The following is an 18,976-nucleotide window of genomic DNA, read 5'->3' on the forward strand; positions in this document are numbered from 1 at the left end:
GTGTTTGTTTAGAAATAAGCTTGTTAAAGCTATTGGAAAGCGCTGTTGAAGTAGTCAGCCATACATAGATTGATTAGTTGAATAAAGAACCAGCTGCTAATTGCAGCTGGTTCTTTATTCAAAATAAATAAGTTGAGATTATTTATTTTGTTTACGATCAAGATTTGGGTCTTTTATCTCTACAAAGGCATTGTTACGAATTTCACGTAACCAGCTATCGAGCTCTGCATCAAATTGACGCTCACCTAAAATTTGACGAGCCATACGTTCTTGGTATTCGTGAGTCATATCTTGTTGGCGAGTATCTGCCACTTGAAGAATGTGCCAACCAAATTGAGTTTGGAATGGTTCACTGGTTTGACCAACAGGCGTACTTTTCATACGCGCGTCAAATTCAGGAACCATAACACCGGGGCTTACCCAACCTAAGCTACCACTATCGCGTGCAGAACCTGGGTCATTGGAGAAGGTGGATGCAAGTACTGCAAAATCTTCACCCGCTTTTAAACGGTTATAAATGCTATCGATCTGCTGTTTTGCATTGTCTGGGCTGACTACTTCTGATGGTTGAATCAAAATATGGCGTGTTTTATATTGAGACACAATCGCTTTTTGTTCTGCACCTTTACGATCTACCAATTTTAAAACATGTATACCATCACGTACAGGAATTAAATCAGTTGTTTGACCCACTTCTAGGGAGGTTACACGAGCTGCGAGTTCGCTCGGGATTTCAGATAGATTACGAAAACCCATATCTGCACTTTCAACTTTTACGCCATTGGCTGTAAATTTTTTATCAATTGCAGCAACATCATTACTATCTTTTAAGGCAGCTTTAACTTGCGCGGCAACCTGTTCAATATTTTTTTCACCGGAAACACGTACATGTAATACATGAACTTGATTGCCTAATGCAGCTTGACCTTGAGGGGTTTTTAAGAAGTTTTCAACATCTTGGTCACTAATTTTAATTCGTGACATCACCATTTGTTGACGTAAACGATTAATGGCTAAATCTTCTGCAATACGATTGCGCAAAGACTCATAAGTGGAAGGTGCAATGGCATCTAGTTTTTGTTGAAAAGCTTCTAAACTTTGAGTTCCAGACTGGTTTGCAACTTTCATGACTGCTTCATTTAAGCTTTTTTCATCCGCTTTGATGTTATAGCGTTTAACTTGTTCAAGTTGTGCTTGGCGAATAATCAGTTGATCAAGTGCTTGTTGTTGCAAATATTGCTCTGGTGGAACTGGTTTTTTTTGCGTTTCAAATTGGTGTTTAATTTCCGCAATATTCTGTTCTAAATCGCTTTTTAGAATGACACTGTTATCTACTACAGCAACAACTTCATTGGTTGGTTGTGCGAAAGTAGTCATTGATGAAGATAAAGCTAAAGCAAGCGCAGTCGCTTTAAAAAAATGTTTTAACTGGATTGTCTTCATTAACGTTGTGTCCAAGATTGATTAATATTATTGAAACCTAGAATACGATTCTCTAGTAGTGATGAAAGTTTGTTATTGAAACCACCTAAGCCTTTGAGGCTAATTTCAGCCATGATGGCACGTTTAGCGTTCACACCATCTTCATTGATATTGTCTAGGTCGTTGTAGTAAGAACGTCCATAGACTGAAATGCCCCAACAACACGACTCGTAATTGACACCGAGTAAATACTCACGTGCCACGTTATTCTCGATATCGTATTGGGCATGACCCATAATGCGCCAGTTATTTGATAATGGCTGAATGAAAGATGCAACGACTTGATCATACTGATTTTGTCGGTTTGGAATATCTTTACGATAGAAGTAACCCACATTATAAAGATTGCCTTTATCGCCAGTGTAATAGAGCTGTAAATCACGTTGAGCATCGTCACCATTCGACATCCAAGCCGAGTTTGCACCAATACTAAAATTTTGTGAAAGTTGGCTGGTTACACTTAAAACAGGACCTGTACGATTTTCAGTATCAAACTCATCTGCCACGTTATCCAAATTTACGCGTCGATCTTCAAAATAATAACTTTGACCGACACTGGCTTTTAAGCGTTCTAAGCCAATTTCATCAAATAGGCTGTAGCTTAGACCAAGTGTTAAGAAATTATTGTCTTCTAAACGGTCGTGTCCATAGAAGCGGCGTGCGCTAAATAATTGATCATAATTAATAGAGGCAGTTGCTGAATCAAAGTTCGGATTGCCTGCTTGGTTTTCATACGGTGCGTAAGCGTAAAATGCGCGTGGAGTAAGGGTTTGTAAGTATTTGCCATCTTTTTCAAAGGTTAAACCCGCATCTAAAGTAAATTGTGGAACAGTCACAGATTGACTTTCATTAGATGAGTTGGTGTTTTGGTTCAGTGCATCAATGGTATTTTGATCGTAAAAAGTATTTACATTGCGAATCGATACTTCTGGAATGACAAATGACCACGGATTGCGGTAGTTATAACGAACGGCAAAATCATTATAGATACGAGTACCACTTGGTTCGAAAGTTGTACTTGTTCCATTGCTGAGATCGCTAATCTCTTTTTTAAAGTAAGCCGTATCGTGATTAAACTCGTATTGTAAACCCAGTGGATTGCCTGTTTTATAATTTAACAGGAATTGTGGTAAACGTGCATAAGGACGGTCTTCATCAGGAACAGTTTTATCCAAAGTTTGGAAGTCTTCAACCTTTAACTGCGCTTTTAAGCCTGGGATACCATTTTTATAGTTGAGTTCCCATGCGCGGCGTAAGTTTAAGTCGGTTTTAGAGTTTGGATTGTTATTTAAATCAGCGAAATAATCTTTATCTGATGCGTAGTTATAATCTAAGTTGGTAGAGAACTGCTCGTTGATTTGCCAGTTATGCAGTAAGTGTACATCTTGACGCTCTTGGTCATCATACTTTTTATCAGAAGCTAAATAACCGCCCCAAAGCATACCTGAGCCGAAATTTTCGGTTAAATAACGGAATTCACCTTCTAGCATTGCTCCACGATCAGCAATATAGCGTGGTGTCACGGTCGCATCGTAATTGGGTGCTAAATTTAAATACACAGGTACAGCAAGTTCTACACCACCATCATTGGTGAAGCCAAAACTTGGGCTTAAAATACCTGTAGTACGGCGGTCATCAATTGGGAAGTTAAAGTAGGGAACGGCTAAAACTGGAACATCTTTAACATAAAGCTTGGTTCCGCGAGTTTCTCCGCGCCCTGTTTCTTGATTCAATGTGATTTTATTGGCTTGGATTTTCCAAGTGGGTGTTTCATCTGGTGGGCATGTGCTGTATGTCGCATTGTTCATGACTACAATATTTTCAGCAGTGCGGGAAATTTTTTCCGCGCGACCATGCGCATCTTGTTGTTCTGAAATATAGAAGCTGTTATTTAAATCGCCTTGCTGTGTTTTTAAGTTGTAATTGATCTGATCACTTTGGGCGAGCAAACCCGCTTGAGCCATTTGAACACGACCTTCAGCATTGGCAAAGGTTTGGGTTTTATCAATGGTAATTTTATCGGCACGAATTTGACGACCATTTTGGTCAATCAGCACATTGCCTTCAAGTACTGAGTCACCCTGTGGGTCGTAATGACCATAATCAGCGGTCACCACTGAAGTCGCTTCAGCAGCACTTGCGACTTTCGTCTCTGGACTAATTGGCGTGATCCAAGCACCTTGACAATAAGCCGAGCTTAAATGCTGTCCTTGCCGTTGCTGCGCTTCGGGTACGGACTTGTCAACGTAGTATTGTTCAAAAAACTGTTGTCCAGGATAAGCTTCTTGAATGCTGTCCTTCATTTTTTGATTGTTAACAGCCGAAGCTGGAAGTGTGGACTCAGCATAGCTTGAAATCGAGCTGCCACATAAAAGGGTCAAGATAGCAGTCGCTAAAGGATTAAATTTGAACTGATGCTTCATTTGTCTCATTAACCAAGTATGCTTAATCGCAATTAATTATTCTCGCATCATAGAGAAAAAGTTGATAAGTGGCTACACTTAGTACTTTAAAAACTCAGCCTGTTTTAGAATTTATCGCAAATGAAAACACAACGTGAACAAATCATACATACATGGATTACATCTGTACTTGATTCAGATCAATTTGAAATTAATTTTTTGCCAGGCGATGCAAGCTTCCGTCGTTATGCACGAATCAAGTTGAATAATAAAACATTTATGCTCATGGATGCACCACCAGAAAAAGAAGATTGTGTACCTTTTGTGACGATTGACCAGTTTTTCGATACACATGGTGTTCGTGTACCGCATATCGTTGCAAAAGATTTACAACAAGGTTTTTTATTACTTGAAGATTTTGGTGATGTTTTACTCTCAACCCTGCTGAACGATGCCACTGTTGACGCCTATTATGCGCAAAGTTTTAAACAGTTAATTGAACTTCAAGCAATTGATGGTGTGAAACAGTTTCCTGAATATTCGTATGAGAAATTGCTCAGTGAAATGCAATTGTTGACGGATTGGATGCTGCCATCACTACACATTGAGCCAACAAAAGAAGAGCAAGCGTTAATTAAACGAACATTTGCAATTTTGGCCAATGCCGCATTAGCGCAGCCTCAAGTGATTGTACATCGTGATTTTCATAGCCGTAATTTGATGAAAATTGAAGGTGAAACGGAACTTGGTGTGATTGATTTCCAAGATGCGGTAATTGGTGCGGATACTTACGACTTAATTTCCATTACCCGTGATGCTTATGTGCAGTGGAATGCAGATCAAGTTTATGCATGGTTTAAAGTTTTCTATGATTTGTTGCCTGAGGCTGCAAAACAAGACCGTGATTTTGAACAGTTTAAGCGTGATGCTGATTTCGTGGCGATTCAACGGCACATTAAAATTTTAGGTATTTTTGTGCGTTTATTTGAACGTGATGGAAAAACAGGTTACCTCAAAGATTTACCGCGTGTGATGTGGTATTTACTTAAAGAAAGCAAGCCATATGCAGAATTACAACCGTTTATGCAATTTATTCACGCTAAAGTAATGCCGAAATTTGAAGCCAAATACGGTATTTACGAGGTTGCTGCATAATGAAAGCCATGATTTTAGCTGCGGGTTTAGGCAACCGCATGCGTCCACTGACGTTATATAAGCCAAAACCATTGCTTGAGGTTGGTGGTAAGCCATTGATTGTATGGCATATCGAAAAACTAAAAGAAATTGGTGTGACTGAAATAGTCATTAATTCTGCATGGTTAGCCGATGTTCTGATAGCTGCTTTGGGCGATGGATCACAGTTTGGTGTACAAATTAGCTGGACACGTGAGGATGAAGGGTTGGAAACTGCGGGTGGCATCATTAATGCCTTACCATTGCTTGGTACAGAACCTTTTATACTGGTGAATGGTGATGTCTGGACAACCTTTGATTTTGCCTCTTTACTTGATGTAGATCTTGCAAATGATCTTGCTCACTTGGTTTTTGTGAGTAATCCTGAGCAGCATCGAAATGGTGATTTTACCCTTGCAGACGGGCGAGCTTATACCTTTGATCAAAATCAACAGGGTGAAAATTTAACCTTCAGCGGAGTTTCCGTCATTCATCCTAAAATGTTTGATGGTCTGGAAAATGGCAAACGACCACTTGCACCTTTGTTAAAAAATGGCATGTTGGAAGGGAAAGTTTCAGCAGAAAAAATGCAAGCAGCTTGGGTTGATGTTGGCACACCTGAACGATTAAGTGACCTAGATCTACAGATTCGTCAAGGGATGTATGCTTAAGTGCATAATCACTAGGCGTTAACTACTGTTCCACGGCTTAGAAATAGGTATACTTCAGTTTAATTTTATTGAGATGTCTTCTTTATGCATCCTTTTTTTCAAGACTTAAAGCAAGGTAGTCAAACGCTTGGCTTAGATTTGAGTGAAGAAGCATTAAATCTATTGCTAAAGTATCAAGATGCACTTGTGCTGTGGAACAAAGCTTATAATTTAACAGCGATTCGTGATCCTAAAGAAATGTTGGTGAAACATTTACTAGATAGCCTTAGTATCTTAAAAGACTTACCTCAAGGTCGTTTGCTCGATATTGGTACAGGTGGCGGTATGCCGGGCATGATCATTGCTTTATGTCAGCCAGAACGGGAATGTGTTTTACTCGATTCAAATGGCAAAAAAATTCGTTTCTTGAAGCAATTTATTGCTGATTTAAAACTAAAAAATGTAATTGCAGTGCAAACACGTGTCGAAAATGAAGACAGTATCAATGACTTGGGACAATTTGATGTCATCACCAGTCGTGCTTTTGCATCCTTAATCGATTTTGTTGCGGCATCGAAACCGTATATGCATGAGCACAGTATCATTGCTTCAATGAAAGGCTTAATTCCTGAAGAAGAAGTTGAAGTCATTAAAAAAGAATTTAGCTGTGACATCGTTGCATTAACGGTTCCACGCTTAGATGAGCAACGTCATCTACTTTTGTTAAAACGTATTTAATTATTTTTGAAGGGTTGGGGTTACCATGGCACAAATTATTGCGATTGCGAACCAAAAAGGTGGTGTAGGCAAAACCACAACCGCAGTAAATTTGGCAGCATCGTTAGCTGTGTTAAAGAAGCGCGTTTTACTGGTGGATATGGATTCACAGGGAAATGCCACGATGGGATCTGGTGTCCAAAAAAATGATCTTTTATATTCAGTAACCGATGTTTTGTTGGGCGAAGTTCCGATTGAAACAGCCATTACCAAAGCTGAAGTGGGTTATAAAGTTTTAGGTGCAAATCGTGATTTAGCCGGTGTAGAGCTTGCGATTGCAGAACAAGAAGGTCGTGAGTTTATTCTGCGTGAAGCATTAAAAGAAGTAGAGCATTCTTTTGATTATATTATTGTGGACTGCGCGCCTAGTTTGAGTTTAATTACAGTCAATGCTTTGGCAGCAGTGCAGGGTGTGCTTATTCCAATGCAATGTGAATATTATGCACTGGAAGGTTTAGCTGATTTAACCCAAACCATTGATCGCATTCAACAAGCACTTAATCCCGACTTGAAAATTATCGGTGTGTTGCGCACCATGTATGATGCGCGAAATGCATTGACACGAGATGTTTCTGAAGAGCTTGAGCAATATTTTGGTAAAAAACTGTATGACACTGTCATTCCGCGTAATGTACGTTTAGCGGAAGCACCTGCACATGGTTTGCCGATTATTTTCTTTGAAAAAAGTTCAAAAGGTGCAGTTGCTTACTTAAACTTAGCAGCTGAAATGGTAAAAAAAAGTAAAGTACAAAAAGGAATTACAGCATGACCATAAAAAAACGAGGGTTGGCTAAAGGTCGTGGTTTGGATGCCTTGCTTGGTTCAATCCAAAAAGAAAAACTACAAATGGAAGCGCAGGCTTTAGATCATGGTCAGTTAAAACAAATTAATGTTCACTTGCTGACTCGTGGTGAATATCAACCGCGACGTTTTATTCATGAGCACGATCTTCAAGAGCTCGCGGCTTCAATTGAAAAACATGGTGTGATGCAACCCATCGTCATCCGTCCAATCGATAATGAAAAATTTCCTTATGAAATTATTGCCGGTGAGCGCCGCTGGCGAGCGGCACAACTTGCGGGTTTAACTGAAATTCCTGCGATTGTGCGTGATCTAACCGATCAAGTTGCGATTGCTTTAGCATTGATTGAAAATATTCAGCGTCAAGATCTGAATCCAATTGATCAAGCGATGGCATTACAGCGCTTTCATGAAGAATTTGGCTTAAGTCATCAAGAAATTGCAGATACAGTTGGCAAAGCGCGGACGACAATCAGCAATTTATTGCGTTTACTGTCTTTGGCAGAATCAGTCAAAGATTTTATGCAGCAAGGTCTGCTTGATATGGGGCATGCCCGTGCAATTTTAACGTTAAAAGCTAAAGATCAGCTTAAAATTGCAGAACATGTGATTGAAAAAAGTTTATCTGTGCGCCAAACAGAGCAATTGGTGCGTGATTTGAATGCACCTAAGCAAGAAAAAGCCAAAGCAGACGTTGCATCAGATATTCAACAATTAACGCAACGTTTAGCAGAACGTTTTAGTGCAGATGTAAAGATTGATCATAATAAGCAAGGTAAAGGGAAATTAGTTATTCAATATCATTCTCTGGATGAATTGGATGGCATTCTAAATATTTGTTTCGCAGAGTAATTTTTTGATTTTATTGGGGAAAACACATGTGGGAATTAGTCAAAGCAGGTGGGTGGTTAATGCTGCCCCTTGTTTTATGTTCGATTTTTACTGTTGCAATTACAATTGAACGTATGATTCGGTTAAAAAAAACGATGATTTTGCCAAAAGCATTGTTGTTGAGCCAGACTCAAAATGCACATACAGTCATGCAGCAACTACAACAAGATAAAGTATTAACAGGCAGTACTTTAGGACGTATTTTTACTGCGGGCTATCAAAGTAAAAATCAAAATGAACAATATGCTCGTGCACAAATGGAAGTAACAGCTTCTCAAGAAATTGGCTATTTGGAAAAAAATATTAATTTCTTAGGCACATTAAGTGCTGTAGCGCCACTTTTAGGTTTGTTGGGTACTGTTTTGGGTATTATTGAATCATTTTTGGTGATTGATTTAGGCACCAATAGTAATCCAACGCTCATGATTCCTGGTATCTCAAAAGCCTTGATTACCACTGCAGCTGGGATGTTTATTGCAATTCCAGCATTATTTGCTTATCGTTATTTTCAGCGTTTAGTGCAAGAATATGTTGCAGAGCTTGAGCAACAATCGACATTATTTCATGCAGCACTTTTCTATCAAAATTCTACAGATGAAGAACAAGATCTTAGAAAAGCAGGTTAAGGTGAAAAATGAAATTCAAACGCACACAAGTTGAAGATATTCACATTAATCTGACACCCATGATTGACTGTTTATTGTTTATCTTGGTTTTTTTATTGTTATCAACCACATTTAACCAATTTAGTCGTATGAATTTAACTTTGCCCGATGCGCAAGGTGTTCCGCCTAAACAATATGAACATAAAATTGAAGTGGTTGTGGATGCTTCAGGGCATTATTCAATTAATGGGCAATCGATTGCGAGTAAAGAAGTTGTCGATTTAAATACGGCAATTAAACAGATTTCTAATGAACGTCGTGATTTAATGTTTGTGATTGCTGCCGATGCTAAAGCCACACATCAAGATGTGATTCGTGTGATGGATGTTGCGGGTCAGCTAGGATTTGTTAATATTAATATTAGTACTAAAGTTCCGTCTAGAGGTTATTAGTGAAGCAAGATTTTAAAGCCTACGTACGTCTTTTAGAGTATCTAAAGCCTTTTTGGGGAGTGGCAATACTCGTTTTTATTGGTTTTGCAATTAGTGCTGCAACAGAAGTATCTATTGCAAAATTATTAGAAAAAATCATTACGGCAATTCAGCATAAAGATCAGGGCTTTACTTCTATATTTCCTTTTTTGGTGATCTTGTTGATGTTTTTCCGTGGGGTCGGTTCCTTTGTCGGGGGCTATTTTACGGCTGTCATCTCGCGCAATTTAGTCTTTAATATTCGCCAAGAGGTTTTTTCAAAATTACTTAGATTACCATCTCAGTATTATTTGGATAATACCAGCGGTCATATCACTGCTAAAATTATGTATAACGTGGAGCAGCTAACAGCAGCTTCATCTGAATCGCTGAAAATCATTGTTCAGCAAGGTCTAATCGCCATTGGATTGTTGGGCTATTTGTTATATAGCAATTGGCGATTGACGCTTATTATTTTGGTTTTTGCTCCGTTGATGGGGTTGCTGATTCGCAAAGCGTCAAAACGTATGCGTAAATTATCGATACAAGTTCAAGATACCATGGGTGATGTGAACCATGTGGTGCAAGAAACGGTTAATGGTAATTTGGTGGTCAAAGGTTTTGGTGGGCAAGAGTATGAACAATCTCGTTTTAAAGACCACTCGCTTAGAAACTTAAAACGTGGTCTAAAAATGGTGGTGGTGCAGCAGCTCAATAGCCCCATTGTACAATTCATTATGTCAATTGCGATGGCTATTATTATTTGGATTGCATTACGACCAGAAATTTTACGTGATACCAGCGCTGGGGAATTTGTTGCCTATATTACCGCAGCAGGGATGTTAAGCAAGCCAATCAAAGCACTGACCGATGTCAATGAAAAAATACAACGTGGTATGGCTGCAGCACATTCAGTTTTTGAATTATTGGATTTACCTGAAGAAAAAAATACAGGTACTTTAACGCCTGTGCTTAAAGGTGACATTCAATTCCAGAATGTGAATCTAATTTACGCTGACGGTCATCAAGCGATTTATAATTTTAACTTAAATGTTAAAGCGGGTGAAACGGTTGCATTGGTTGGGCGCTCAGGTGCAGGAAAAACATCTTTAGTGAATCTACTAATGCGTTTTCAAGATGCGACTTCGGGTCATATATATTTAGATCAGTACGATATTCAAGATATAGATTTGAACACCTTACGAACTCAAATCTCCATGGTTAATCAGCAAGTGGTGTTGTTTAATCGAACGGTACGTGAAAATATTGCTTATGGGCAGCTTGAGAGTGTATCAGAGGCAGATATTATTGCTGCTGCTAAAGCTGCTTATGCGCATGACTTTATTATGGATTTGCCGCAAGGTTACGATACTCCTTTGGGTGCGCAAGGTTTGAACTTGTCAGGTGGGCAACGTCAGCGTATTGCAATTGCACGGGCCATTTTGAAAAATGCGCCAATTTTGATTCTGGATGAAGCAACCAGTGCGTTAGATAATGAATCAGAATACTTTATTCAGCAGGCTTTTGATGCGGCAATGCAAGATCGAACGACTATCGTGATTGCGCATCGCTTATCGACCATTGAAAATGCTGATCGAATTGTGATGATGGATAAAGGGACAATTGTCGAGCAAGGGACGCATGTAGAATTGATCGCCAAACATGGTGCTTATTATCAATTGCATCAGCGTAATTTTGAGGAACATTGATTTATGTCAGTTGCACAATTTATTCAAGATGCTTGGAATCAACAAGCGAAGTGGTTAATTGTGCTAAGACCTTTGGCATGGATCTATCGCGGTGGTTTTTTGTTGAATAAAAAACTGTACCAAGTGGGCATTAAATCAAGTTATCAAGCACCAGTACCCGTGATGGTGATTGGTAATATTACCGTGGGTGGTAGTGGTAAAACACCGTTACTGATTCAGTTGGTTAGTTATCTGCAAAGTCAAAATATTCGTGTTGGTGTGATTAGCCGTGGTTATGGTGGGAAAGGGCCTTTTCCAGCTTATGTGGATCTAGAATCTGTGCCAGAAGCTGTGGGGGATGAACCTTGTTTGATTGTGCAATCAACCAATGTTCCCATGGTGGTGGGTTCAAATCGACAACGCAGTATTGAGTATCTATTATCCAAGCATGACTTGGATTTAATTATTAGTGATGATGGTTTGCAACATTTGGCTTTACAGCGTCAAATTGAGTGGATTGTACTGGATCAGAATCGTGGCTTAGGTAATCAGAAAATATTACCTGAAGGTTATTTAAGAGAACCTGTTAGTCGATTAAGTACAGGAACTGTGATTGAACATGCAGCAAGTCCTACATTAGCTTTAAACATGCATTTAGAAGTGGATACGCCATATTTACTTAATGCCATGGAAGCTAAAATTTTTAATCCAGCCAATAATTTCTATGCTGTCGTTGGGATTGGTTTTCCACAACGTTTTTATCAAACTTTAGATTCTATCGGTATTCATCAATTTCAATGTCATGAATTTCCAGATCATTATGATTATGAAATCGCAGATCTGCAATTTGAAGATAGCAATCCAATTATTACCACTGAAAAAGATGCAGTGAAAATTTTGCCCTTATTAAAGCAAAACCCAGATTTTAAGCGGGAAATTTGGGTCGTTCCTGTTGAAGCGGTACTTTCGCCTGAGTGCTATGAGATTTTACATCAGCAATTACAGCAATTCGGTATTCAAATTTCTTAAGGTTCATCATTTATGAAACATATTGTTATTCCTGCACGTTTTGCAAGTTCACGTTTACCCGGTAAGCCATTATTGGAAATTCATGGTCGTCCAATGATTTTACGTGTGGTTGATCAAGCAAAAAAAGTCGCGGGTTTTGATGATTTATGTGTTGCTACTGATGATGAGCGTATTGCTGAAGCCTGTCGTGCTGAAGGTGTAGATGTTGTGCTGACTCATGCAGATCATCCATCGGGTACAGATCGCTTAAGTGAGGTTGCTCGAATTAAAGGTTGGGCAAGTGAGGACATTGTAGTCAATGTGCAGGGCGATGAACCTCTGCTGCCAGCACAGTTGGTACAGCAAGTTGCGCAATTATTGCAATCACAGCCTGAATCCTCCATGTCAACATTGTGCGAGCCTATTCATAGTCTAGAAGAATTTAAGCGTGACAGTATTGTGAAAGTGGTGATGTCTAAATACAACCAAGCCTTGTATTTTAGTCGTGCGACTATTCCTTATGATCGAGATGGTGCTCAGCAAGAGCTTCAATCCTTGCATCCGCAAGCATATCGCCACTTAGGTTTATATGCTTATCGCGTCAATTTGCTACAAGAATATGTGTCTTGGGACATGGGTGTATTGGAACAGCTTGAAAGCTTGGAGCAATTACGTGTACTTGAAAATGGTCATCGAATTGCGATTGCGGTTGCAGAAGCAAACTTGCCACCAGGTGTTGATACACAAGCCGATTTAGATCGTCTGAATGAAATGGATGTGTCTTGCTTTGAGTAAGATTTTGGCTAAGTTTGGACCTAAATTCAATGCAAAATAATGTGGTTGCTCAAGTTTACCCGTGGCAAAAAACGGTTTGGGATACGCTAACGGGGCGTTTCCCAAAAATTGGACATGGCTTACTTTTTTATGGCAAAAAAGGCTGTGGTAAAGAGGCTTTCGCACAATATTTTTTGGCATGGGTGTTGTGTGCAAATCGAGATGTAAACAATGCGCCCTGTGGTGAATGTAGTAGTTGTCTATGGTTGAAGTCGGATACTCACCCGAATTATGTCTACATCAGCACAGATGAGGAAAATAAAAAGCAAAATGCGAAAATTAAAATTGAAAAAATTCGTGATTTATTACCTTTTGTGCAACAAACCGTAGATGGCTGGCGTGTCATTGTGATTGAACCAGCGGAAGCGCTGAATATTGCTTCTGCAAATGCATTATTAAAAACACTTGAGGAACCAGGTGATCGAATTGTCATTATTTTATTGGCAGATCATTATTTGAAACTTCCTGCGACCATTCGCAGTCGCTTACAGCATTTTGCTTTGGATCGGATGTCTGAAGTGCAAGCAGATGCATATTTAACTGAGTATTTGCCAGATTTAAATCAGAGCCAAAAACAATTGTTGCTTAATTTGTCTAATCAAATGCCACTGCAAGCAATGCAACTGGCAAGTGCTGAATGGCCAAATAAACGACAAGAATTTTTAAATGATTGGCAAAAACTGGTGATGCAAAAAAATATGCCAATGGCAATTGCGACCAAGTGGGGTAAAGCACTCAATTTTAGTGATTTTGCGCAAATGTTTGAATACTTGTTGTCCGATTTAATTTGTGTCAAGCTAAATCAACAAGTCAAAAATCATGATTTGGATTTCACTGTACTAGCAGAACAATATTCATTGGAATTCTTATTTAGCATTTACGCTGACTTGCAACAATCTAAACAATTTATTGAGCAGAACGTACAAAGTAATTTAGTGCTTGATCAATTGTGTATAAAACTAATGAATGTTTAAATTTAAAGGGGAATATGATGCAACCACGTATGGGCGGTATTATTCAAGTGAATATCCCAGATACAGCTACTTTGTATGCCAGTTATATGCCTTATGTTGTGGGTGGTGGATTATTTGTTCCGACCAAACAAGTGGTTCAATTGGGTGACGAAGTTTTTGTACTGGCAACTTTGCCTGAACAATCACAGAAAATTCCTTTAACGGGGAAGGTGATTTGGATTTCACAAAAACAAAATGGAATTAAATTACAAGGATTTGGTATGCAGCTTTCTGGAGAGAAAGGCATTTATTACAAATCAGAAGCCGAAAAACTGCTTGCAGGTATTAAGTCTGAAGGACGAAGTAGTTACACTATGTAGCTGTTTAAACTCTTTAGGATCTTACCGTGTTTGTAGATACTCACTGCCATTTAACCTTGCTTGACCTAACTCCATATGATGGTAATTTAGATCTAGCATTAGCACAGGCGCGTGAAGCGGGCGTATCCAAATTTATGAGTATCTCGGTTGATCTGGATGATCATATTGAGCTTGCTAAAATAGCATCACGTCATGACGATGTTGGATACAGTGTTGGTGTTCATCCTTGTGAAGACCCTGCGACGATGGCACGTGCAACTACAGATTATTTAATCGAGCTTGCGCAACCAGAAAAAGTTTGGGCGATTGGTGAAACAGGCTTGGATTATTTTCACAGTACAGACTTTATTGCAGAACAAAAAGAATGCTTTGCACGTCATATTTATGCCTCTCAGGCGGTGAAAAAGCCTGTAGTTGTGCATACCCGTTCTGCAAAACATGACACGGTTGATATCATTCGTGCTGAAAAGTCGACTCATGGTATTTTGCATTGTTTTACTGAGGATTGGGAAACCGCGAAGGCTGTTCTTGATTGTGGCTATTACGTGTCATTTTCAGGTATTGTTTCGTTTAAAAATGCTCAAGATTTAAGAGATGTGGCGAAGCAAGTGCCGCTTGATCGTGTTCTGATTGAAACGGATAGTCCTTATCTGGCACCGATGCCTTATCGAGGGAAATCTAATGAGCCAAAATACGTTCCCTATGTAGCCAAAGCCTTAAGTGACGTATATGATAAGTCGATTGAGGAAATCGCTTTCATTACTATGCAAAACTTTGAAAACCTCCTTAATTTAAAGTAAATAATTTGAATTGATATAAGCGCATAAGAGAGTTACAGAGTGAAGATGGATCGTCAGGCTCAGTTTCGGGCAAGAGAAGCGTTAATTTTTCAAGTTGCAGAGCAACTATTGTTAGAAAATGGCGAATCAGGAATGACACTTGATGCGTTGGCAGCAGAGCTCGATCTTGCCAAAGGGACGCTGTATAAACATTTTCAAAGTAAAGATGAGCTCTATATGCTTCTTATTATTCGTAATGAGAACATGTTATTAGAAATGATTAAGGATGAGGAAAAAGCTTTTCCAGAGCATTTAGCATTCTTTATGTTGCATCATTTACACCATCCTGAACGTACAGTGTTATTCCATCAAATTGAAGAACGTCTTTCTACGACAGGTGTTGGTATTCACTTATTGTTTAGCGAACTTTATCAAATCAGGAAACAGCGTTTGCGGATTATCTTCAAAATGACTGAACGTTATTTGGAAAATATTCAAAGTACGATGTCTGTGCGTGACTATTTGGCTTCAATTTGGGCTTTAACACATGGTGCGGCAGCAATATTAAACTCTAGCTTTTATCAGCGTTACTTGGGTTCGCGCGATACACTTCGTGTTGCCTATATCGATCAAGCTTTGGCGATGCCCAAGCAAACCAGTTCCACGGAACAATTTGCTTAAAGGTCAGCTATGAAGCACATAAAATCAGCATCAATTCGTGGTTTTACTTTGATAGAATTGATGGTGGTTATTGTGATTATGGCAATCATGGCCTCTTTAATTTTAACCAATATTAATGGAGTGGATCAGCGTAAAGCGATGCAAGCACGGGAAGTGTTTATCATGGATTTACGCAGGATTAATCGGGAAGCCAATGATCAAGCACGCATTTTTGCACTTGATGTTCAAACGGCAACAGATGTATCTCCATTTCGTTATGCTGTGATTGAATATTTAGTTCCATCTATTCAAGCTGCACAAACATCTCAATTTTCTAAAAATAAAAAATGGCAACATTATACCGAATTTAAACCACGTGATTTACCTGAGCTGGTTTCCTTCAATGTGCAATCACTCGATCAGCAATATGAAAATGCCAATAATGATGATTTGCTGAGTGCCAATGCGCCTAAATTACTGTGGTTGGGCAATGGCGAAGCAAAGCCCGTCCGTATTCAGTTTTATTTCGAACAACGCCCGATTGGTGAAGAAATTGAAATTGATCATTTAGGTAAAATCAATGAAAGCTAGATACTTTAAGCATAGCTCTTCATCTTGCGCAGCGGCGAAACAGCATTTTGTTCATCGCAGCTCAGGTTTTACATTATTAGAGGTCATGGTTGCCTTAGCTATTTTTGCTACAGCAGCAATCGCATTGACTAAGGTGGCAATGCAATATACCCAAGCCACATCCAATGCTATTTTACGCACTAAAGCACAATTTGTGGCGTTAAATGAAGTTGCTACGATGGAAATCAATCAAGAATGGTTGCAAGGAACACAGTCAAAACAAACCACGCAGCAAGGTGAAACTTGGCAAATTGATAAATCTGCCCAATCGACTATTAGTCCCAACGTACAACGCATTGAAGTTCAAGTCAGTTTATTTAATGCAGAAACAGGCAAAGTAGAATCAGGAATCACACATTTGGTTTTCTTTAACCATAAGGTTGAACGATGAAAAACCGTCAAAAAAACCATAAAAAAGGCTTTACCTTAGTTGAATTATTGGTTGCGATTGCTATTTTTGCGGTGCTCTCAGCATTGGGTTGGAAGGTTTTTGATTATTTGATTAAAGTTAAAGAGCGTAATACTGAACATGAAATTAATTTAGGGCAGCTCCAAGAAGCTTACCAGCAAATTTTACGTGATACTGTGCAAGCTGTGCCGCTGAGTGCGAATATGAATAGTGAGATTCAACCTGCTTTGGTTTTGCAAAATGGTCGTTTTAGTTTTAGTAAAACAGGGGGGACTGATCCTTTGCAGCAGGGCATTTCACCTGATGAACGTGTGGAATATCAATACCGTGCAGATGAAAAAAAACTGTATCGCTTGAAATATTCTTATTTAAATAGCACTGGGCGTGAACAACCTGAATCGAGTGTTCTGTTAAGCGAAGTAGATCAGTTTGAAGTGATCGTGTTAAATCCAAATGAAGCAACCTCATGGCCAGATGCACAAGCAGATTTAATGGATATCACGCAAAAACAACGTTTACCGAAAGGGATTAAAATTAAATTAACAGTCAAAGATGTTGCATATGAATGGATTTTTAGTTTGTTAAATACAGACTATTTAAACCCGCAGGACAATAATTAAAATCACCATGCAAATAACCCCACGTCATAAGGTCTAAAAAATTGAGCATGAAGCAGCAAGAGGGTATTGCCTTAATAACGATATTGGTGATGGTGGCATTAGCGACTATTCTTGCTGCGACCATTGCAAAACGTCAGGTGAATACTGCTGAGAATACAGCATATTTAATGCGTCAAAATCAATCCTTGTTGTATGCAAAAAGTGCTGAAGCCTTCTTTTCAGAACTGTTAGTGGATGATGCAAACAATGCTGGAGCTGTTGATCATTTACAAGAAAATTGGGCAAAACCGATGCCAGCTTTTCCAGTAGACGATGGTTTTGTCTCTGGAAGTTTGCAAGATGAATCAGGTAAATTTAATTTAAATAGTTTGGTTAATGACGAAGGTGTGGCGAACCCACAGGCAAAACTGTGGTTTGAAAAACTCTTGCTACGTGTGGGATTGCCAGAGAAATTAAGTGAAGCTGTGATTGATTGGCAAGATGTTGATAACGAAATCATTGGTGGAATGGGGGCAGAAAATAGCTATTATCAAGGATTACCACAAGGTTATTTAGCTGCAAACAGTAAATTTCATAGTGTAGAAGAACTTAAATTAGTACGTGGTTTTGAAGATCAAAAATATTTGCAAATCGTAGATTATGTCAGTGCATTGCCTACATCGGACAGTAAGGTCAATGTCAATACAGCACCAGCTATGCTGCTTGCCAGTCTCGATCCTAAGTTGGACATCAAAGCTGTTGAACAAGCTTTACAAAAACGCCAAGCCAATTTGGAACACTTTTCTAATATTAATGATCTTTGGACAATTGAGCCTTTTAAGCAAGTAAATCCTGATGTGCAAAGTCAAGTCAATGAGTTGCTGGGTGTGCAGTCCAACTATTTCAAAGCCAAAATTGAAGTGTTACTAAGTGAACGTAAACGTCAGTTTAGTAGTGATTTAGTGCGTAAAGATAAAACAGTGTATGTTGCGTATCGAAGTATGGCGCCGTTTTAATCGGATGGACGAATCAGTTGTCATATAATTCAGTGAATGATGAGCTTTTATCATCATGCAATTTCCCAATTGCATTGAACTGTAAAATTAATGCGCAGACTTTCACTTTTGCTTTATAATCCAGTTTATTTCACAAATTTTGGATTGCACCACGGCACATGTTAATTCGTAAGTTATTTAAGTTTGAAAATGCTCATATTGTGCGAAATTGCACATCGGATCGCTGTAAGCGTTCAATTCATGGTCATAGTTATAAAGTTGAATTATTGCTTAAAGCTTCGAAGCTAGATCATGGTCAAATGGTGTATGACTTTGGGTTGTTGAAAGGTGTAATTAAAGATATTTTTGACAGTTTCGATCATGCCATTTGCTTTTGGCAACATGACGATGCCGAATATATCGATGCCTGCAAAAAATTTAGTGCGCGTTGGGTGTCTTTACCCGTTTCACCATCGGCAGAACAATTTTCACGTATTTTCTTCTATTTAGCACAGCAAGTATTGGCATCGACCATTACCCAAAATGGCGAAGGTGATGTGGAAGTTTACTCAGTCATTGTGCATGAAACGGATACAGGTTATGCGCAAAGCTTTATAGAAGATATTGAAAACGAGCAAATGGGTGTGTTGAGCCTTGAACAAATGGTGTTCTCTGAACAAGTTCAAGCGGAATGGGCAGACTCAAATATGTATAAAAAACTACAACAAGGGATTAAATTCCAAAACCCAAGTGTTGATCTTCAAGTCAAAATTTAAAGACTGGAGTACAT

At 38.9% G+C, this 18,976-nt stretch carries 21 protein-coding genes; 19 read left to right on the plus strand and 2 right to left on the minus strand.

The genetic code is table 11. The features are described 5' to 3' along the window. Positions 1–138 precede the first annotated feature (138 nt). Entirely contained in the window at positions 139–1,443 is a 1,305-nt protein-coding gene (locus B9T25_RS10610; RefSeq protein WP_086188389.1) for a peptidylprolyl isomerase, read from the minus strand. Beyond that, the gene (locus tag B9T25_RS10615; RefSeq protein ID WP_086188390.1) at positions 1,443–3,905 is read right to left on the minus strand and encodes an LPS-assembly protein LptD; all 2,463 of its coding nucleotides are present in this window, start codon (positions 3,903–3,905) and stop codon (positions 1,443–1,445) included. The genes B9T25_RS10610 and B9T25_RS10615 overlap by 1 nt, the downstream gene beginning before the upstream one ends. A 120-nt stretch (positions 3,906–4,025) precedes the next feature. Between B9T25_RS10615 and B9T25_RS10620 the strand changes: the two genes are divergently transcribed. From B9T25_RS10620 to B9T25_RS10710, 19 genes are all read left to right on the plus strand, one after another. After that, complete coding sequence (locus B9T25_RS10620) at positions 4,026–5,039, plus strand: aminoglycoside phosphotransferase family protein (RefSeq protein WP_086188391.1); 1,014 nt, start codon at positions 4,026–4,028, stop codon at positions 5,037–5,039. Then, positions 5,039–5,728, plus strand: a complete 690-nt coding sequence (gene murU, locus B9T25_RS10625; RefSeq protein WP_086188392.1) for an N-acetylmuramate alpha-1-phosphate uridylyltransferase MurU — start codon at positions 5,039–5,041, stop codon at positions 5,726–5,728. Before B9T25_RS10620 ends, murU begins: the two co-directional genes overlap by 1 nt. Before the next feature lie 84 nt (positions 5,729–5,812). Continuing rightward, a complete protein-coding gene (gene rsmG / locus B9T25_RS10630; RefSeq protein WP_086188393.1) occupies positions 5,813–6,445 on the plus strand; it encodes a 16S rRNA (guanine(527)-N(7))-methyltransferase RsmG in 633 nt (210 codons plus the stop codon). Between the two features lie 25 nt (positions 6,446–6,470). Next, positions 6,471–7,253, plus strand: coding sequence for a ParA family protein (locus B9T25_RS10635; RefSeq protein WP_086188394.1), 783 nt, complete (start codon positions 6,471–6,473; stop codon positions 7,251–7,253). Beyond that, positions 7,250–8,137, plus strand: coding sequence for a ParB/RepB/Spo0J family partition protein (locus B9T25_RS10640; RefSeq protein ID WP_086188395.1), 888 nt, complete (start codon positions 7,250–7,252; stop codon positions 8,135–8,137). Before B9T25_RS10635 ends, B9T25_RS10640 begins: the two co-directional genes overlap by 4 nt. 26 nt (positions 8,138–8,163) lie before the next feature. Further along, a complete protein-coding gene (locus tag B9T25_RS10645) occupies positions 8,164–8,802 on the plus strand; it encodes a MotA/TolQ/ExbB proton channel family protein (protein ID WP_086188396.1) in 639 nt (212 codons plus the stop codon). An 8-nt stretch (positions 8,803–8,810) separates the two neighbouring features. Then, complete coding sequence (locus B9T25_RS10650) at positions 8,811–9,233, plus strand: ExbD/TolR family protein (RefSeq protein ID WP_086165799.1); 423 nt, start codon at positions 8,811–8,813, stop codon at positions 9,231–9,233. Continuing rightward, entirely contained in the window at positions 9,233–10,960 is a 1,728-nt protein-coding gene (gene msbA, locus B9T25_RS10655; protein ID WP_086188397.1) for a lipid A export permease/ATP-binding protein MsbA, read from the plus strand. Before B9T25_RS10650 ends, msbA begins: the two co-directional genes overlap by 1 nt. A gap of 3 nt (positions 10,961–10,963) precedes the next feature. Then, positions 10,964–11,968 (plus strand): tetraacyldisaccharide 4'-kinase, encoded by a 1,005-nt coding sequence (lpxK, locus tag B9T25_RS10660; RefSeq protein WP_086188398.1) that lies wholly within the window; start codon positions 10,964–10,966, stop codon positions 11,966–11,968. A gap of 12 nt (positions 11,969–11,980) precedes the next feature. Then, the gene (kdsB, locus tag B9T25_RS10665; protein ID WP_086188399.1) at positions 11,981–12,742 is read left to right on the plus strand and encodes a 3-deoxy-manno-octulosonate cytidylyltransferase; all 762 of its coding nucleotides are present in this window, start codon (positions 11,981–11,983) and stop codon (positions 12,740–12,742) included. Between the two features lie 29 nt (positions 12,743–12,771). After that, positions 12,772–13,755: a DNA polymerase III subunit delta' gene (locus tag B9T25_RS10670; protein ID WP_086188400.1), complete on the plus strand. Its 984-nt coding sequence runs from the start codon at positions 12,772–12,774 to the stop codon at positions 13,753–13,755. Between the two features lie 17 nt (positions 13,756–13,772). Next, positions 13,773–14,114: a PilZ domain-containing protein gene (locus tag B9T25_RS10675; protein ID WP_086188401.1), complete on the plus strand. Its 342-nt coding sequence runs from the start codon at positions 13,773–13,775 to the stop codon at positions 14,112–14,114. A 26-nt stretch (positions 14,115–14,140) separates the two neighbouring features. After that, complete coding sequence (locus B9T25_RS10680; protein WP_086188402.1) at positions 14,141–14,914, plus strand: TatD family hydrolase; 774 nt, start codon at positions 14,141–14,143, stop codon at positions 14,912–14,914. A gap of 45 nt (positions 14,915–14,959) precedes the next feature. After that, complete coding sequence (locus B9T25_RS10685) at positions 14,960–15,574, plus strand: TetR/AcrR family transcriptional regulator (protein ID WP_086188403.1); 615 nt, start codon at positions 14,960–14,962, stop codon at positions 15,572–15,574. A gap of 9 nt (positions 15,575–15,583) precedes the next feature. Continuing rightward, on the plus strand, positions 15,584–16,144 hold the full coding sequence (locus B9T25_RS10690) for a prepilin-type N-terminal cleavage/methylation domain-containing protein (RefSeq protein ID WP_086188404.1): 561 nt from the start codon (positions 15,584–15,586) through the stop codon (positions 16,142–16,144). Next, a complete protein-coding gene (gene gspI, locus B9T25_RS10695) occupies positions 16,134–16,574 on the plus strand; it encodes a type II secretion system minor pseudopilin GspI (protein WP_086188405.1) in 441 nt (146 codons plus the stop codon). The genes B9T25_RS10690 and gspI overlap by 11 nt, the downstream gene beginning before the upstream one ends. Next, positions 16,571–17,212, plus strand: a complete 642-nt coding sequence (gspJ, locus tag B9T25_RS10700) for a type II secretion system minor pseudopilin GspJ (protein ID WP_086188406.1) — start codon at positions 16,571–16,573, stop codon at positions 17,210–17,212. Before gspI ends, gspJ begins: the two co-directional genes overlap by 4 nt. A 47-nt stretch (positions 17,213–17,259) precedes the next feature. Next, positions 17,260–18,207, plus strand: coding sequence for a type II secretion system minor pseudopilin GspK (gene gspK, locus B9T25_RS10705; protein ID WP_086188407.1), 948 nt, complete (start codon positions 17,260–17,262; stop codon positions 18,205–18,207). Positions 18,208–18,365: 158 nt separating this feature from the next. Next, positions 18,366–18,962 carry a 6-pyruvoyl trahydropterin synthase family protein gene (locus B9T25_RS10710; protein WP_086188408.1) on the plus strand — a complete coding sequence of 199 codons (597 nt, stop codon included), beginning with the start codon at positions 18,366–18,368 and terminating at the stop codon, positions 18,960–18,962. Positions 18,963–18,976: the final 14 nt, after the last annotated feature.

Origin of the sequence: Acinetobacter sp. ANC 4470 (assembly GCF_002135335.1) — a bacterium.
Classification (GTDB): domain Bacteria; phylum Pseudomonadota; class Gammaproteobacteria; order Pseudomonadales; family Moraxellaceae; genus Acinetobacter.

Bases quoted from the DNA above. Each gene is read 5' to 3' on its own strand.
- B9T25_RS10610 (WP_086188389.1), bottom strand. From the start codon at position 1,443: ATGAAGACAATCCAGTTAAAACATTTTTTTAAAGCGACTGCGCTTGCT.
- B9T25_RS10615 (WP_086188390.1), bottom strand. From the start codon at position 3,905: ATGAAGCATCAGTTCAAATTTAATCCTTTAGCGACTGCTATCTTGACC.
- B9T25_RS10620 (WP_086188391.1), top strand. From the start codon at position 4,026: ATGAAAACACAACGTGAACAAATCATACATACATGGATTACATCTGTA.
- murU (WP_086188392.1), top strand. From the start codon at position 5,039: ATGAAAGCCATGATTTTAGCTGCGGGTTTAGGCAACCGCATGCGTCCA.
- rsmG (WP_086188393.1), top strand. From the start codon at position 5,813: ATGCATCCTTTTTTTCAAGACTTAAAGCAAGGTAGTCAAACGCTTGGC.
- B9T25_RS10635 (WP_086188394.1), top strand. From the start codon at position 6,471: ATGGCACAAATTATTGCGATTGCGAACCAAAAAGGTGGTGTAGGCAAA.
- B9T25_RS10640 (WP_086188395.1), top strand. From the start codon at position 7,250: ATGACCATAAAAAAACGAGGGTTGGCTAAAGGTCGTGGTTTGGATGCC.
- B9T25_RS10645 (WP_086188396.1), top strand. From the start codon at position 8,164: ATGTGGGAATTAGTCAAAGCAGGTGGGTGGTTAATGCTGCCCCTTGTT.
- B9T25_RS10650 (WP_086165799.1), top strand. From the start codon at position 8,811: ATGAAATTCAAACGCACACAAGTTGAAGATATTCACATTAATCTGACA.
- lpxK (WP_086188398.1), top strand. From the start codon at position 10,964: ATGTCAGTTGCACAATTTATTCAAGATGCTTGGAATCAACAAGCGAAG.
- kdsB (WP_086188399.1), top strand. From the start codon at position 11,981: ATGAAACATATTGTTATTCCTGCACGTTTTGCAAGTTCACGTTTACCC.
- B9T25_RS10670 (WP_086188400.1), top strand. From the start codon at position 12,772: ATGCAAAATAATGTGGTTGCTCAAGTTTACCCGTGGCAAAAAACGGTT.
- B9T25_RS10675 (WP_086188401.1), top strand. From the start codon at position 13,773: ATGCAACCACGTATGGGCGGTATTATTCAAGTGAATATCCCAGATACA.
- B9T25_RS10685 (WP_086188403.1), top strand. From the start codon at position 14,960: ATGGATCGTCAGGCTCAGTTTCGGGCAAGAGAAGCGTTAATTTTTCAA.
- B9T25_RS10690 (WP_086188404.1), top strand. From the start codon at position 15,584: ATGAAGCACATAAAATCAGCATCAATTCGTGGTTTTACTTTGATAGAA.
- gspI (WP_086188405.1), top strand. From the start codon at position 16,134: ATGAAAGCTAGATACTTTAAGCATAGCTCTTCATCTTGCGCAGCGGCG.
- gspJ (WP_086188406.1), top strand. From the start codon at position 16,571: ATGAAAAACCGTCAAAAAAACCATAAAAAAGGCTTTACCTTAGTTGAA.
- gspK (WP_086188407.1), top strand. From the start codon at position 17,260: ATGAAGCAGCAAGAGGGTATTGCCTTAATAACGATATTGGTGATGGTG.
- B9T25_RS10710 (WP_086188408.1), top strand. From the start codon at position 18,366: ATGTTAATTCGTAAGTTATTTAAGTTTGAAAATGCTCATATTGTGCGA.